Below are 14,134 nucleotides of genomic sequence, written 5' to 3' on the forward strand. Positions count from 1 at the left end.
CGAACCTAGGGTGTGCAGAGGCCCTGGCGTCCCCCGATCCCTGGCGGAAGCCTGGCCTGTCCTCGGCAGCCCCGCCTATGCCGCCTCGCTCTCCGCGCGGCGGGCGTGCTTCTTGCGCTCATGCGGGTCGAGGTAGCGCTTGCGGATGCGGACGGCGGAGGGCGTCACCTCCACCAGCTCATCCTCCTCGATATAGGCGATCGCCTGTTCCAGGCTCATCCGCCGCGGCGGGGTCAGCAGCAGCGCCTCATCCTTGCCGGCGGCGCGGATATTGGTGAGCTTCTTCTCCTTGATCGGGTTCACGTCGAGGTCGTTGTCCCGGGAATGCTCGCCCAGGATCATCCCGACATAGACCTTCTGCCCGGGGTCCACGAAAAGCGTGCCGCGCTCCTGCAAATAGAACAGCGCGTATTGAATGGCCTCGCCATCCGAGTTGGAGATCAGGCTGCCGTTCCGCCGCCCCTCGATCACGCCCGCCCAGGGCTGATAGCCGGCGAAGATCCGGTTCATCAGGCCGGTGCCGCGCGTGTCGGTCAGGAACTCGCCGTGGTAGCCGATCAGCCCGCGCGAGGGGATGAGGAAGGTCAGGCGCTGCTTGCCGCCGCCCGAGGGCCGCATGTCCTGCATGACGCCGCGGCGGAGCGACATCTTCTCGACGACGACGCCGGTATAGGCCTCGTCGACATCGACCAGCACTTCCTCATACGGCTCCTCGCGCTCGCCCGTCTCCGGGTTCTCGCGGGTCAGCACGCGCGGGCGGCCGATGGTGAGCTCGAAGCCCTCGCGCCGCATCTGCTCGATCAGCACGCCGAGCTGGAGCTCGCCGCGGCCGGCCACCTCGAAGGCGTCGCTTTCCTCGCTGTCCTTCACGCGGATGGCGACATTGCCCTCCGTCTCCTTGAACAGCCGCTCGCGGATCTGGCGGGACGTGACCTTCTTGCCCTCGCGGCCGCCGAGCGGGCCGTCATTGATGCGGAAGGTCATGGCCAGCGTCGGCGGGTCGATCGGGATCGCCGGCAGCGGCGCCGTCACCTCGGGCGCGGCGATGGTATCGGGGATGGTGGCGTCCGAGAGGCCGGCGATGGCGATGATGTCGCCCGCCTGCACCTCCTCGACCGGCACGCGGTCGAGGCCGGAGAAGGTCATCAGCTTGGTCAGCCGCCCGCTCTCCACCACCGAGCCGTCCTGGCGCAGCACGCGCACCGGCATGTTCAGCCGCGCGGTGCCCTGCTCCACCCGGCCGGTAAGGATGCGGCCGAGGAAATTGTCGCTCTCCAGGATGGAGGCGTTCATCGCGAAGGGCGCGTCGCGGTCCACCGTCGGCGCCGGCACATGCGACAGGATCAGGTCGAACATCGGCGCCAGATCCTTGCGCGGCCCGTCCAGCGTCAGGTCGGCCCAGCCCTGGCGGCCCGAGGCGAACATGGTGTGGAAGTCGAGCTGCTCGTCCGAGGCGCCGAGGGCCGCGAAAAGGTCGAAGACCTCGTTGTGGACCTCGTCCGGGCGGGCGTCCTGGCGGTCCACCTTGTTGATAACCACGATGGGCTTGAGGCCCCGTGCCAGCGCCTTGGTCAGCACGAACTTGGTCTGCGGCAGCGGGCCTTCCGCCGCGTCGCAGAGCACGATGGCGCCATCCACCATGGAGAGGATGCGCTCCACCTCGCCGCCGAAATCGGCGTGGCCGGGCGTGTCCACGATGTTGATCTTGACGCCCTTCCACTCGACCGCGGTGGATTTGGCGAGGATGGTGATCCCCCGCTCGCGCTCCAGGTCGTTGCGGTCCATGGCGCGTTCGGCCACGTGCTGGTTGGCGCGGAAGGCGCCGGCCTGCTTCAGCAGGTTGTCAACGAGTGTGGTCTTGCCATGATCGACATGCGCGATGATCGCGATGTTGCGGAGTTCCATCGGGGCTTTGCTTCCGTTGCGCGCCGCCTGGCGACGCTTCCCTGCGCGGCCCGATAGGCAACGGCCGGCCTTCCGACCGCCGGAGGGCGGTCAGGGGTCGGTCGCAGCGGCAGGCGGCGTGTTGCAGCGCACACATAGGGGCTCGGCGGCCAAAAAGCGAGCGCCACATGCATCCCGATTGCGGATTTAGGCGCCGTGGGGCGGCAAAAACCGCGAGACCCGGTTGAACCGGTCCGGCGGGTGGTTCTGCCGGGCATGCCCGCCGGCGCCCTGGCCGGGGGCCACGCCCCCTGGCCCGGATACGAAGGCCGGAGCGCGCCCGGCTCCGACGAATGCGCTCCGGCCTGTCCTTCCCCGGTGCCGTGCGGCTGCTGCCTGGCCGCTCGGCAGGCAGGGATCGCCCTAGCGGTTCTGGCCGCCCGTCGTGCCGCCCGCGCCGGGCGTGGTGGCGCGCGGGGTTCCGACGCCCGGGGTCGGCGTCACCGAAGTGGCGCCCGGCGCCGGGGCGCCGACATTCGCGCCACTGCGGGCGGCAGGCGGCATCGCCGAGCCGACCGGCGGATTGCTGCCGCTGGTCGGCGGCGCCGTCACCGACGGGTTCGGCGAGCTGCCGCTGCCGGTGCCGGCGCCGGGCGAACCCGGCGTGCTGCCGGACAGGCCGCCGGTGCCGCCGCTGGAGCCACCGCCACCGCCGCCCTGGGCGAGGATGATCAGGTCGGCGCGGCTCATGCTGCGGTCGCCCATGCCCTGGTCACGCATGGTGCCGGTGCCCATGGAGTCGGTGCCCATGCCCGACCCCATGGAAGACCCCATGCCGCCATAACCACCACCCTGCATCGGCATGGCCCCGGTCCCGGCGCCGGTATTCATATCGGCGCGCTCGGCATCGGACATCGCCATCCGCAGGGCGCGCTGCGCCTCGGAGCGGTTGCGGCTCATCAGCGCCCGATGCGCATCATCGAAGCCGCGAATGCCGGCCGAGCCGCCCATGGGGGCGCCACCGGCCGTCGCCTGGCTGTTCAGGGCCGAGGTCTGGGCGCGTTCCAGAAGTTCATTGGCGCGGGCCCAGTTGCCCGCGTTGACGGCCTGCTCGGACTGCCGCAGCAGGGACACGGAATCGCGCTGATGCGACATGGCCCCGGCATGGCCCGCCGCCCGCTGCTGCGCCGGCAGCGGCGCCACCGATGGCTGCGACGCATGGGAGGACATGCCGGACGAGGACATGCCGGATGACGACATGCCGGACTGGGCGAAGGCGGGGGCACCCAGCAGCAGGCCCGCGCCCAGGGCTGTCGAGAGAAGCAAGGTTTTCCGCATTTCCATCTCCGCTTTTTCTGTGGAGTCGAACGGCAAAGGCAACCCCGGCAGCGCCGGAGACCGCAACCGACCCGCAGGCAACACGAAGGGGGTATGGAGGTTTCCCGGAAAGCGGATCACATGCCGCCGCGCCGGGCGGAACGCCGCCCGGCCGATGGATCGGTTCCGGCCCTGGGGCGCCGGAACATTCCGCGGCCTTGCCGGCGATTTGCGGCGGGCCGATTCACGGTGCCGCACCCTGCGGGCCCGGCACCGACCGGCATGTCCCGCGGGCCGATTCACGGTGCCGCGCCCTGCGGGCCCGGCACCGACCGGGCCGCCCTATCCCAGCAGGGCCGCGACGCCGCGCTCGCCGGCCGCGACCAGCGCCTTGAGGTCCGCCTGCGGCCGGGCGCCGAAATGCGAGATCACCTCCGCCGCCGCCACCGCGCCCCAGCGGCCGCATTCCGGCAAGGGCAGGCCGCGGGTCAGCGCCGCCAGGAAGCCGGCGGCATAGGCATCGCCGGCGCCGGTGGTATCCACCACCCGGGTCGGCACCGCCGCCACCTCGTGCCGGGCCTCGCCGGAGAGGATCACGCTGCCCCGCTCGCTGCGGGTCAGCGCCGCCAGCGAGACCTCCTGGCGCAGCAGGGACGCCGCCGCCTCGAAATCGTCGGTCTCATAGAGGGAGAGGATCTCGGATTCATTGGCGAAGAGGATATCGGCCTCCTCCCGGACGAAGCGGCGGAAGGCCTGGCGGTGCCGCTCCACGCAGAAGGGGTCCGAGAGGGTCAGCGCCACCTGCCGCCCGGCCGCATGCGCGGCGCGGGAGGCGGCGTGGAAGGCGGCCTGCGCCGCCGGCGGGTCGAAGAGGTAGCCCTCCAGATAGACCACCCTGGCGCGCGCCACCTCGGCCGCATCCACATCCGCCCCGGCGAAATGCACGCAGGCGCCGAGGAAGGTGTTCATGGTGCGCTGCCCGTCCGGCGTCACCAGGATGAGGCAGCGCGCGGTGGGGGCCCCGGAGTCCAGCGGGCGGGTCGGGAAATGCACCCCGGCGGCGCGGATGTCATGCGCGAAGACCCCGCCCAGCGCATCCGCCGCCACCTTGCCGAGGAAGCCGACCCGCGCGCCGAGCGCCGCCGCGACGGCACAGGTATTGGCGGCCGAGCCGCCGGAGCTTTCCACCCCCGGCCCCATCCGGCCATAGAGCGCCTCCGCCGCCTCGGCGCCGACCAGTTGCATGCCGCCCTTGGCCAGGCCCTCGGCCGCGAGGAAGCTCTCCTCGGCCCGGGCCTGCACATCGACGATGGCGTTGCCGATGCCGAGGATGTCGAGGGTGGGCTCGCTCATGGGGGGGACCTCAGGGATGCGCGCGGCGTTGCGGAAGGAACCGCGACCGGATAACCCCCGGCCCGGCCCGCCGCAACCGTCCGTCCCCTCGGCCACCAGCTCATCCCCTTTCAACCAGCAGGTCCGGGAATGCTCGCCCCGCTTCTCCTCACGCTCCGGCAATTGGGCGACCCGGCCTTCCTGGGGCCGCTGGTCAAGGGCTTCCTCGGCGCCCTCGTGGTCTTCCTCGGCCTGGCGGGGCTGGCCGCCTGGGGGGGTGGGGGCGCTGGCCGGCGGCAGCGGCTGGCTGGCCGGCATCGCCGCGGCGCTGGGCGGGCTGCTGACCCTCGGCCTCGCGGTCTGGTTGTTCGTGCCGGTGATGCTGGCGCTCTCCGGCCTCTTCCTCGACCCCGTGGCGGCGGCGGTGGAGCGGCGCTTCTACCCGGCCCTGCCGCCGCCCTCCGGCGCGAGCCTGGCGGCGCAGGCGCGGTTCAACCTGATGCTCGGGCTGAATGTCGCGGGGCTGAGCCTGCTGGCGCTGCCGGTGGCGCTGCTGCTGCCGCCGGCCGGCGCGGTGCTGCTCTGGCTGATCTCGACCTTCGCGCTCGGCCATGGGCTCTTCGAGGGGGTGGCGCAGCGGCGGATGCCGGTGGCCGCGGCGCGGGCGCTGCGGCGGCGGCGCCAGGTCCCGGTGCTGGTGCTGGGCGGGGTGCTGGCGGCGCTCTCGCTGGTGCCGGGGCTCAACCTCCTGGTCCCGGTGCTCGGCACCGCCGCCATGACGCATCTGCTGCATCGCGGCGCTGGCGGAATATCCGCGCAATCCCGGGAATAAGCGATCACGGCCAGTTGTGCGGGCGGGAGCCCGCGTGTTAGCCGGGGGGCATTCGGGGCGTGTCGCGTGGGGACGCGCGGCGCCCCGGAGCCGCACCGCTGTGGAAGGGGAAGCAGCAGCTATGGCCATGGGCATCTTCAACCGGAAAAAAGACGACGGGTCGCCCGCCGAGCCGGGCCCGCCCAGCGCTGCGCGCGATGCCGAAATCGGCGTGCCGCCCTTCCGCCCCGCTCCCAAGGATGCTCCCGCCATGACGATGGCCCCGCCCAAGCCCTCCGCCGCCCCCGCCGTGCCCAGCGTCGGCCCCCGCCCCGCCAGCCTCGGCGTGCCCGCCCGCCCGCCGGGCCGCACCGACCCGGCCGAGCGCCGCACCCTGGTGGTGGGCCGCGGCATCAGCCTGCAGGGCACCGTCGCGGATGCCGAGCGGCTGGTCGTGGAAGGCACCGTGGAATCCCAGATGATCCAGGCGGCCGAGCTCTTCGTCGCCGGCACCGGCGTCTTCAAGGGCGAGGTCGAGGTCGAGGATGCGGAGATCGCCGGCGCCTTCGACGGCACCATCACCGCCCGCGGCAGCCTGACCATCCGCGCCACCGGCAAGATCACCGGCGTCGCCCGCTGCCGCAAGCTCTCGGTCGAGGAGGGCGGGCAGCTCTCCGGCCGCATGGAGATGCTGACCGAGGGCACGTCCCCCGCCCCGGCCCGCATGCCGGCGCCGGCCGAGGCCTGATCCGCAACGCCCCCGCCGCCGGACCGGCGGCGGGGTCCTTCGTCCCACGCCCGGAATCCCGGGCCGGCCCGGAGCCCGCCCGCGGCATGGCGCCCCGTCCGCGACCGCTGCTGGCCCTGCTGGCGGCCCTTCCCGCCGCCTGTGCCAATCCGGGCGAGCAGGAGGCCGCCGCGCTGCGCCTCGCCGTTGCCAGCAGCCGCGCCAGCCTCGCCGCCCTGGCGCCGGAGGCGGCGGCGCCCGGCGGCAGCGCCCCGGCCGCGCGGCTGCCGGTGGGCTTCCAGGCGCCGCCCGCCCCGCCCCGCACCCTGCCCATGCCGTCTCCCGCCGATCCGGCGCGCCCCACCGCCGTCGCCCAATTGCTCGGCGCCGGGCCGGAGGCGCTGCGCCGCTGGCTGGGCGAGCCCGCCTTGCGCCGCGCCGAGGGCAGCGCCGAGATCTGGCTTTATGCCAGCGATGCCTGCGCCCTCGACCTGGTGCTCTACCCGGAAGCCGGCCGGCTGCGCGCCGCCCATGCCGCCGCCCGGGCCAATGGCACCGGGAACCGCACCGAGGCCGCCTGCCTGGGTGAGATCGGCGCTGCCCCGGGCGCAGGCGGCTCAGGCGCCGCCGGGGCATGAGGGCGCCCCGTCCCGGCCGCTGGCCGTGAACCACCTCGATGTCTTCGTCCCCGCCTTTGGCCTGCTGGCGGTCGGCGCCGTGCTCAGGCGGAGCCTGCTGCGGGAGGATGCGGTCTGGGCCGGGATCGAACGGCTGGTCTTCTGGGTGCTGATGCCCGCGCTGCTCACCTCCGCCATCGCCTCGGTGGACCTGGCGGCGCTGCCGCTCGGGCGGATGGCGCTGGCGATCTGGCTGGCGCTGCTGGCCGGCACGGCGGTGAGCGTGGCGCTGGCCCGCGCCGCCGGGCTGGACCACGCCTCGATGACCTCGGTGCTGCAGGGCGGCATCCGTTTCAACAACCTGATGGGCTTCGCCGTGACCGGCGGGCTCTTCGGCGCGGCCGGGACGGCGCTGGGCGCGGTGGCGACCGGGCTGATCGTGCCCGTGGTGCAGACGATAACCATCCTGGCCTTCGCGCTGGCGCCGAATACCGGGCGCCGGATCGCGCCGGGCCGGGTGCTGCGGCAATTGGCGCTGAACCCGCTGATGCTGGGGGTTGTCGCCGGCTTCGCCATGGCGGCGCTGGGCGGGCTGCCGGCGGGACTCAATCCGTTGATGCGGACGCTCGGCCAGGCGGCGGTGGCGCTCGGGCTGCTCTGCGTCGGCGCGGCGCTGTCGCCGGGAGCGCTGCGCGGGCGGCCGGTGGTGCAGGCGGCCACCTGCCTCATCAAGCTCGGCCTGATGCCGCTGCTGACCCTGTGGTTCGGCCGGGCGCTCGGCCTCGATCCGCTGTCGCTGGCGGTGGCGCTGGTCTTCATGGCGCTGCCGACCGCCACCACCAGCTATGTCATGGCCCGCGCCATGGGCGGCGACGCGCCGCTGATGGCGGCGCTCATCACCACCGAACACCTGCTGTCGGTGCTCACCCTGCCGCTCTGGATCGCCCTGCTCGGCCTCGGCGGCCCGTGACGGGAGCGGGGCTTTTCCGCATGATGCGGCCGGGAAGGGGCCTTTGGGAATGATGCCGATGCTGGGACGACGCGGGATTGGCCTGGGGCTGGCGGCGCTGGCCGCGGCGGGGCCCGCCGGGGCGCAGGGCGGCGCGGCCGGGACCTGGCCCGAACGCCCGCTGCGCTGGGTCGTCGGCTATCCGCCGGGCGGCGCCAGCGATGTCTTCGCCCGGCTGGTCAGCGCGCATATGGCCGGCCGCCTCGGCCAGCCGGTGGTGGTGGAGAACCGCCCCGGCGGCGGCGCCGTGGTGGCGAGCGAGGCCGTCGCCCGCAGCGCGCCGGATGGCTATACCCTGCTGCATGTCGATAACGGCATCCTGGTCTACAACCCGGCGCTCTATGCCCGCCTGCCCTATGACCCGGACCGCGACTTCCAGGGGATCGGCTTCATCGGCCGCTTCCCGCTCTTCATCGTGGTGCGGCCGGACAGCCCGGTGCGGGATTTCGCCGGGCTGGTGGCGGCCTCCAAACTTCGCGCGCCCACCTATGGCAGCCCCGCCGTCGCCTCGCCACACCACCTGGCGATGGAGATGGTGAAGCGCCGCACCGGGCTGGAGGCGACGCATGTGCCCTATCGCGGCGGCCCCGCGGCGATGCAGGACCTCCTGGCCGGGCTGGTGGATGTGGTGGTGATCGATTGCGCCACCGGCATCCCCTTCATCACCTCCGGCCGCGTCCGCACGCTCTGCGCCTTCAGCGAGGCGCGCAGCCCGCGCGCGCCGGAGGTGCCGACGCTCCGCGAATTGGGCTTCGGCGATGCCGTCGCCTATGGCTGGCAGGGCATCAGCCTGCCCGCCGGCGCCGCCGCCCCGGTGCTGGCGCGGCTGGCGGAGGCGCTGCGCGCGGGGGTCGATGCCGAGGACGTGCAGGCGCGGTTCCGCGACCTCGGCATCGAGAGGGTGCCCATGAGCCCGGCGGAATTCCAGGAATTCGTCCGGCGCGAGAATGCCGAATGGCGGCCGCTGATCCGCGAATTGGGCATCCGGCTGGACAGCTAGGTCGCATCCCCGGCGTGTTCGCCCCCCTCCGTCGCCTCGCGCAATGGCGGCAGCGCCATCGCGTGCTGCCCTTCCTCGGCGACACGCGGCTGCGCGCCGAGCGCGAGGCGGACCTGCTGCGCTGGAGCGTGAAGGTGCTGGGCAGCGAGATGGCGCGGCAGCACTACGCCGCGGGCCTCGCCGGGCCGGCGGCGCCGGTGCCGGCAGGGCCGGTGGCGATCGGCCTCGGCAGCCGGGTCTGCCGGCAGGCGGATATCGAGCATGACTGGCTGCGCCACTGGTGCGCCAGGCAGCGGGCGGCGCCGGTCTATCACCGCAAGCTCTGGGAGGATTGCTACGTCCTCCAGGCGTTGTGGGAGGCGGGGATGCTCGCCCCCCGGCCGCCGCGCGCTCGGCTTCGCGGTGGGGCGGGAGGCGCTGCCCGCCTTCCTGGCCGCCGAGGGGGTGGAGGTGCTGGCCACCGACCTCGACCCCGGCGATGCCCGGGCGCGCGACTGGATCCGCACCGGCCAGCATGCCCAGGAGCGGCTGTTCCAGCCGGAGCTGCTGGACCGCGCGGCGTTCGACCGGCTGGTGAGCTTCCGCGCCGTGGACATGACGCGCATCCCGGAGGATCTGCAGCAGGGCGGCTTCGACCTGGTCTGGTCGGTCTGCGCCATGGAGCATCTCGGCACGCTGGAGCGGGGGTTGGCATTCGTGCTGGCGGCGATGCGCTGCCTGAAGCCGGGCGGCATCGCGGTGCATACCACGGAATACAACATGGATGCGGCGGGCGGCACGCTGCGCCGCGGCACCACGGTGCTGTATCAGCGGCACCACCTGGAGGCGCTGGCGGCGCGGCTGGCGGCGGCAGGCCATGCCATGCTGCCGCTCGACGCAGCGCAGGGGGCCGGCATGATGGACCGCTTCGTGGACCTGCCGCCCTATGCCGAGGCCGCCTCGCCGCTCGGCGTGGTCTTCCCGCCGCATCTCCGGCTTTCGGTGCGTGGCTATCCCGTCACCTCGGCCGGGATTCTGGTGCGGGCCGGAGATGCCGGAAGCTTTCGTTAAGCGAATTGCGGCAGGATCATGCCGCAACGTCCCGCCGGAACCCGGCCGGCGCGGCGCCGTTGCGGAAGCATCCGACAGAGCCCGCCATGATCCATCACCTGCTGCACCGCCTTCGCCACTGGATGCGCTACCGGCCGGAACGCCGCTACATGCGGCGCCGAAGCTGAGCGGCCCGGTCGTCCGCAGGCGAAGCCGGAGGGCGTGAATCGGTCCGCAAGATACAAGCGGCCGCTACCCCAGCACCTCCCGCAGCCAGGCCTCGCCCTCCGCCGGCAGGCCATGCGTGGCGAGGTCGCCCGGCACGCGCGTCACCAGCAGCATGGAAGGCCGCACCCCCGCCCGCACCAGGCTGCGCCTGAGGTGGTCGCGGAGATAGGCAGGGGAGACCTCGGTGCCGACCAGCACCGCGCCGGAGGCGAGCGGCCAGTGGTCGGGCGCGATCTCGAAGATCGCCTCGAAGAAGGCTTTCTCCGCCTCGGCGGGCAGGCCGTTCAGATCATGCAGGACCAGGCAGAGCGACATCGCGAACTCCAGGATGCAGATGCGTGACCGCAATGCCGCCGCCTACGGCGCCCACGGCGACCGCGGCGACCGCGGCGACCGCGGCGACGGCTTCGGCCACCAGCGTACGATGGCAATGCGCCGGGTCGGCTTCCAGGCAGAGCAGGCAGACCCGTTCCCGCCGCGCCAGGTCGGCGAGGCCGGCCAGCGCGGCCTGCGCCTCGGTGCCGGCCAGATGGGCGGCGAAGATGCGGTGCATCGCCTCCGGCCGGCCGGCGCGCACCGCGGCGCGGCCCTCGGCAGGGGTGCCGAGCGCGCGCAGGTGCTCATAGCCGATCCCCGCCTCCTCCAGCGCGGCCGAGAGCGCGCGCTTGGCGAAGCCCGGGCGGCGACTATTGGCCAGCGCCCGCACATCCACCAGCCGCTGCACCCCCGCCGCGCGCAGGGCCTCGATCAAGGAGGCGGGCGTCGCATCCTCGTAGCCGATCGTCAGCAGCGGCCGCGTCATCGCGCGATGGCGGCATGCGCGGCGAGGCAGGCCATGTCCAGCAACTGGTTCACCCCGGCATCCACCGGCACGATCTGCACCGGGCGGCCCATGCCCATCAGCAGCGGCCCGATGGTGGTGGCGCTGGTCAGCCGCGGCACCGACTTGGTCAGGATATGTGCGGCATGCAGCCCCGGCATGACCAGCACATTGGCCGCGCCGGTAAGGCGGGAGAAGGGATAGAGGCTGGCGCGGAGCGCCGGGTCCAGCGCCACATCCGCCGACATCTCGCCATCATACTCGAAATCGGTCTGCCGCTCGTCCAGCAGCTTCACCGCCTCGCGCAGGCTGCCGGGGATGGAGCCCTTGGGGTCGCCGAAGGTGGAGAAGGAGAGGAAGGCGACGCGCGGCTCATGCCCGAGCCGCCGCGCGGCCGCGGCGGACTGCACCGCGATCTCGGCGAGCGTCGCCGCATCCGGCCGCTCATGGATGGCGGTATCGGCCACGAAGACGGTGCCCGAGATGCGGGCCAGCACCAGGGTCAGGCCGAACAGGATCTCGCCCGGCGCCGGGTCGATTGCGGTGCGCACCCCCTCCAGCGCCACGGAATAGCTGCGGGTCACGCCGGTCACCAGCGCATCGGCGTCGCCGGTGCCGACCATGCAGGCGGCGAAGACGTTGCGGTCGGTATTGACCAGGCGCTGGCAGTCGCGGAACAGGAAGCCCTCGCGCTGGCGCTTGGCATAGAGGAATTCGGCATAGCGCCGGTTGCTGTCGGAGAGCCGCGCATTGCGGATCTGGATGCCATCGGGGAAGGGGATGCCGAGGGCGGCCACCGTCGCCTGGATGCGGTCCTCCCGGCCGACCAGCACCGGCGTGCCGTAACCGGCGTTGCGGAAGGCGATGGCGGCGCGGATCACCTTCTCCTCCTCGCCCTCGGCGAAGACCACGGTGCGCGGATTGGCGCGGACGCGCTCATTGATGAGTTCCAGCGCATTCGCCGTGGCGTCCAGCCGCCCGGTCAGGGCGCGGGCATAGCGCGGCAGGTCGGTGATGGGCTTGCGGGCCACGCCGCTGTCGATCGCCGCCTTGGCGACGGCCACCGGCACGCGGGAGATCAGCCGGGGGTCGAAGGCATTGGGGATGATGTATTCCGGGCCGTAGCGCAGCGACTTGCCGGCGCCGGCGGTATTCACCTCCTCCGGCACGTCCTCCCGCGCCAGCAGGGCCAGGGCGCGGGCCGCCGCGATCTTCATCGGGTCGTTGATGGTGCTGGCCCGCACGTCCAGCGCACCCCGGAAGATGAAGGGGAAGCCGAGCACATTGTTCACCTGGTTCGGGTAGTCGCTCCGCCCGGTGGCGACGATGCAGTCCGGCCGCGCCGCCCGCGCCTCCTCCGGGGTGATCTCGGGGTCGGGATTGGCCATGGCGAAGATGATCGGCCTGTCGGCCATGGCGCGCACCATGTCCTGCGTCACCGCGCCCTTCACCGAGAGGCCGAAGAAGACATCGGCGCCCTCCAGCGCCTGGGTCAGGCTGCGCGCCTTGGTCTCCACCGCATGGGCGGATTTCCACTGGTTCATGCCCTCGGTGCGGCCGCGGTAGAGCACGCCCTTGGTGTCGCACATGATGATGTTCTCGGGCCGCATGCCCATGGCGCGCAGCAGCTCGGCGCAGGCGATCGCCGCGGAGCCGGCGCCGTTGATGACCAGGCGCGTGTCCTTCAGGTCGCGCCCCGTCAGGTGCGCCGCATTGATGAGCCCGGCGGCGGCGACGATGGCGGTGCCGTGCTGGTCGTCATGGAAAACCGGGATGTCCATCAGCTCGCGCAGGCGCTGCTCGATGACGAAGCATTCCGGCGCCTTGATGTCCTCGAGGTTGATGCCGCCGAAGGAGGGGCCGAGGAAGCGCACGGCATTGACGAAGGCATCCGCATCCTCCGTATCGATGCAGAGGTCCATGCCGTCCACATCGGCGAAGCGCTTGAACAGCGCGACCTTGCCCTCCATGACAGGCTTCGAGGCCAGCGCGCCGAGATTGCCGAGGCCCAGCACCGCCGTGCCGTTCGACACCACCGCCACGAAATTGCCCTTGCTGGTGTAGTCGTAGGCCAGCGAGGGATCGCGGTGGATGTGCAGGCAGGGTTCCGCGACACCGGGCGAATAGGCCAGCGACAGGTCGCGGGCGGTGACCAGCGGCTTGGTCAGCCGGGTCTCCAGCTTGCCCGGCCGGCCCTCGGCATGCATCGCCAGGGCTTCCTCGGGCGTCACGCGCGCGGTTCGGGTATCGCTCAGGTGGGCCGTCTTGGCGTCATCCATGGTCGTTGTTCCTGGCTCCCGAATTGCCCGGCATGGCCGCTGCGGCACGGCTCTCCGGGGTGCCAGTGTTGCAGCCGGGGGGGCTCAGGGGAAGGCCGCCGTCGCGCGGCGGCGAAGCGGGGCCGGGCGCCGGTTCAGGGCGGGCCGTTGCGTGCCGCCGGCCTGGGTTTGGCGCATCCTCCGGCCGGTCGCCCGGGGGATGCGCCAGGGGGAAGTCCGGGGGAAATACCGTGGACCGGCCTCGCCGCCGTGGCCTGGCGAAGCCCGGCCTAATGGCTTGCGGCGCTGAGAAGCAACTCGGGATTGGCCTGCGCCACGGGAAGCTCACTACGCTGCGAGGCGACGACCTGCCCGATGACCAGCAGGGCAAGGAGTGCCAGCGCCCAGCGCAGGGGATGGCGGGGTTGCCCATCCGCCCCGCGCAGGTCGCTGAAGTCGTGCAGTTCGGGGCTCCGCAGGGCGGAATTGCCGCCCGCCTTCCATGGGGTCTGCTGGCGCATGGTCGGGCCAGGGTGATGGATCGTCATGTCCGGTGTCCTCCGCCGTGCTGTTCGCCGGCACTCGCCGATGGGGCGCTCGATCGGGCCTCGGTGCGGTGGTCGTGCCCCCATTCGCCCCGCAGGCCGCATGATGCGGCGCCACGGGTGCGGATGGGTTCGCCCTCAGACGAAGCGCACCCTAGATTGCGCCGCGATCTCCGGCGGCCTCGGCGCGCCCGCGGTCCGGCCCGCGCGGTGGAAATGCCGTGGCGCATCGGCAGCGAGGTCGTGGCCATCCGCCCGGTGCTGCTGGTCAATACCGCGGAGAGCCTGCGCGCGGCCGCCATCGCCGGCATCGGGCCGGTGCCGGTGCCGACCGGGTGGTGGCGGATGCGCTCGCCGCCGGGCGCCTGGTGCGCGTGCTCGGCCAGCACGAGACGCCGGTGAGCGGCATCCATGCGGTCCATCCCACCAACCGGCTGCTCACCCCCGTCGTCCGCGCCTTCCTGGACCACATGCTGCGCGACCGCGGCGTGCCGCCATGGCAGGGATCATCCGGGCCGGCGCAGGCGCCGGGCCATCGTTTTCGCGGGCAGCCCTGC

The 14,134-nt window shown here is 72.8% G+C and carries 15 protein-coding genes; 7 read left to right on the plus strand and 8 right to left on the minus strand.

Features of this window, described 5'->3' with window-relative positions; all coding sequences use genetic code 11:
- Positions 1–75: 75 nt before the first annotated feature.
- From typA to KSF81_RS02245, 3 genes are all read right to left on the minus strand, one after another.
- The gene (gene typA, locus KSF81_RS02235; RefSeq protein WP_217377549.1) at positions 76–1,905 is read right to left on the minus strand and encodes a translational GTPase TypA; all 1,830 of its coding nucleotides are present in this window, start codon (positions 1,903–1,905) and stop codon (positions 76–78) included.
- A gap of 402 nt (positions 1,906–2,307) precedes the next feature.
- Positions 2,308–3,222 (minus strand): hypothetical protein, encoded by a 915-nt coding sequence (locus tag KSF81_RS02240; RefSeq protein ID WP_217377550.1) that lies wholly within the window; start codon positions 3,220–3,222, stop codon positions 2,308–2,310.
- A 321-nt stretch (positions 3,223–3,543) separates the two neighbouring features.
- Positions 3,544–4,554, minus strand: coding sequence for an adenosine kinase (locus KSF81_RS02245; RefSeq protein WP_217377551.1), 1,011 nt, complete (start codon positions 4,552–4,554; stop codon positions 3,544–3,546).
- A 256-nt stretch (positions 4,555–4,810) separates the two neighbouring features.
- Here KSF81_RS02245 and KSF81_RS02250 point away from each other — a divergent pair, with 256 nt between their 5' ends.
- From KSF81_RS02250 to KSF81_RS02270, 5 genes are all read left to right on the plus strand, one after another.
- Positions 4,811–5,365, plus strand: coding sequence for an EI24 domain-containing protein (locus tag KSF81_RS02250; RefSeq protein WP_309139445.1), 555 nt, complete (start codon positions 4,811–4,813; stop codon positions 5,363–5,365).
- A 250-nt stretch (positions 5,366–5,615) separates the two neighbouring features.
- Positions 5,616–6,092 carry a polymer-forming cytoskeletal protein gene (locus tag KSF81_RS02255; protein ID WP_254453321.1) on the plus strand — a complete coding sequence of 159 codons (477 nt, stop codon included), beginning with the start codon at positions 5,616–5,618 and terminating at the stop codon, positions 6,090–6,092.
- 86 nt (positions 6,093–6,178) lie between these two features.
- On the plus strand, positions 6,179–6,709 hold the full coding sequence (locus tag KSF81_RS02260; RefSeq protein WP_217377553.1) for a hypothetical protein: 531 nt from the start codon (positions 6,179–6,181) through the stop codon (positions 6,707–6,709).
- A gap of 25 nt (positions 6,710–6,734) precedes the next feature.
- Positions 6,735–7,658, plus strand: coding sequence for an AEC family transporter (locus tag KSF81_RS02265; protein ID WP_309139446.1), 924 nt, complete (start codon positions 6,735–6,737; stop codon positions 7,656–7,658).
- A 58-nt stretch (positions 7,659–7,716) separates the two neighbouring features.
- A complete protein-coding gene (locus KSF81_RS02270; protein WP_217377555.1) occupies positions 7,717–8,697 on the plus strand; it encodes a tripartite tricarboxylate transporter substrate binding protein in 981 nt (326 codons plus the stop codon).
- Here KSF81_RS02270 and KSF81_RS28875 read toward each other — a convergent pair.
- Positions 8,694–8,960, minus strand: coding sequence for a hypothetical protein (locus KSF81_RS28875; protein WP_254453322.1), 267 nt, complete (start codon positions 8,958–8,960; stop codon positions 8,694–8,696). The two genes, KSF81_RS02270 and KSF81_RS28875, sit on opposite strands and share 4 nt — an antisense overlap.
- A gap of 139 nt (positions 8,961–9,099) precedes the next feature.
- Between KSF81_RS28875 and KSF81_RS02275 the strand changes: the two genes are divergently transcribed.
- Entirely contained in the window at positions 9,100–9,747 is a 648-nt protein-coding gene (locus tag KSF81_RS02275) for a class I SAM-dependent methyltransferase (protein WP_309139447.1), read from the plus strand.
- A gap of 231 nt (positions 9,748–9,978) precedes the next feature.
- On the opposite strand, the gene KSF81_RS02280 is transcribed toward KSF81_RS02275, so the two are convergent.
- The 4 genes from KSF81_RS02280 to KSF81_RS02295 form a co-directional block, all read right to left on the minus strand.
- The gene (locus KSF81_RS02280; protein ID WP_217377556.1) at positions 9,979–10,269 is read right to left on the minus strand and encodes a hypothetical protein; all 291 of its coding nucleotides are present in this window, start codon (positions 10,267–10,269) and stop codon (positions 9,979–9,981) included.
- Positions 10,244–10,756 carry a DUF488 family protein gene (locus KSF81_RS02285; protein ID WP_217377557.1) on the minus strand — a complete coding sequence of 171 codons (513 nt, stop codon included), beginning with the start codon at positions 10,754–10,756 and terminating at the stop codon, positions 10,244–10,246. Before KSF81_RS02285 ends, KSF81_RS02280 begins: the two co-directional genes overlap by 26 nt.
- On the minus strand, positions 10,753–13,053 hold the full coding sequence (locus KSF81_RS02290; RefSeq protein ID WP_217377558.1) for an NADP-dependent malic enzyme: 2,301 nt from the start codon (positions 13,051–13,053) through the stop codon (positions 10,753–10,755). The genes KSF81_RS02285 and KSF81_RS02290 overlap by 4 nt, the downstream gene beginning before the upstream one ends.
- Positions 13,054–13,322: 269 nt before the next feature.
- On the minus strand, positions 13,323–13,580 hold the full coding sequence (locus KSF81_RS02295) for a hypothetical protein (protein ID WP_217377559.1): 258 nt from the start codon (positions 13,578–13,580) through the stop codon (positions 13,323–13,325).
- A 213-nt stretch (positions 13,581–13,793) separates the two neighbouring features.
- Between KSF81_RS02295 and KSF81_RS02300 the strand changes: the two genes are divergently transcribed.
- The gene (locus KSF81_RS02300; RefSeq protein ID WP_217377560.1) at positions 13,794–13,979 is read left to right on the plus strand and encodes a hypothetical protein; all 186 of its coding nucleotides are present in this window, start codon (positions 13,794–13,796) and stop codon (positions 13,977–13,979) included.
- Positions 13,980–14,134 lie beyond the last annotated feature (155 nt).

This window comes from Siccirubricoccus sp. G192, from assembly GCF_019084075.1.
GTDB lineage: Bacteria > Pseudomonadota > Alphaproteobacteria > Acetobacterales > Acetobacteraceae > G192.

Coding starts and splice junctions, on each gene's coding strand:
- KSF81_RS28875 (WP_254453322.1), bottom strand. CDS start 8,960: ATGCTCGATATCCGCCTGCCGGCAGACCCGGCTGCCGAGGCCGATCGC.
- KSF81_RS02285 (WP_217377557.1), bottom strand. CDS start 10,756: ATGACGCGGCCGCTGCTGACGATCGGCTACGAGGATGCGACGCCCGCC.
- KSF81_RS02300 (WP_217377560.1), top strand. CDS start 13,794: ATGCCGTGGCGCATCGGCAGCGAGGTCGTGGCCATCCGCCCGGTGCTG.
- KSF81_RS02245 (WP_217377551.1), bottom strand. CDS start 4,554: ATGAGCGAGCCCACCCTCGACATCCTCGGCATCGGCAACGCCATCGTC.
- KSF81_RS02270 (WP_217377555.1), top strand. CDS start 7,717: ATGCTGGGACGACGCGGGATTGGCCTGGGGCTGGCGGCGCTGGCCGCG.
- KSF81_RS02240 (WP_217377550.1), bottom strand. CDS start 3,222: ATGCGGAAAACCTTGCTTCTCTCGACAGCCCTGGGCGCGGGCCTGCTG.
- KSF81_RS02295 (WP_217377559.1), bottom strand. CDS start 13,580: ATGACGATCCATCACCCTGGCCCGACCATGCGCCAGCAGACCCCATGG.
- KSF81_RS02280 (WP_217377556.1), bottom strand. CDS start 10,269: ATGTCGCTCTGCCTGGTCCTGCATGATCTGAACGGCCTGCCCGCCGAG.
- KSF81_RS02290 (WP_217377558.1), bottom strand. CDS start 13,053: ATGGATGACGCCAAGACGGCCCACCTGAGCGATACCCGAACCGCGCGC.
- typA (WP_217377549.1), bottom strand. CDS start 1,905: ATGGAACTCCGCAACATCGCGATCATCGCGCATGTCGATCATGGCAAG.
- KSF81_RS02255 (WP_254453321.1), top strand. CDS start 5,616: ATGACGATGGCCCCGCCCAAGCCCTCCGCCGCCCCCGCCGTGCCCAGC.
- KSF81_RS02260 (WP_217377553.1), top strand. CDS start 6,179: ATGGCGCCCCGTCCGCGACCGCTGCTGGCCCTGCTGGCGGCCCTTCCC.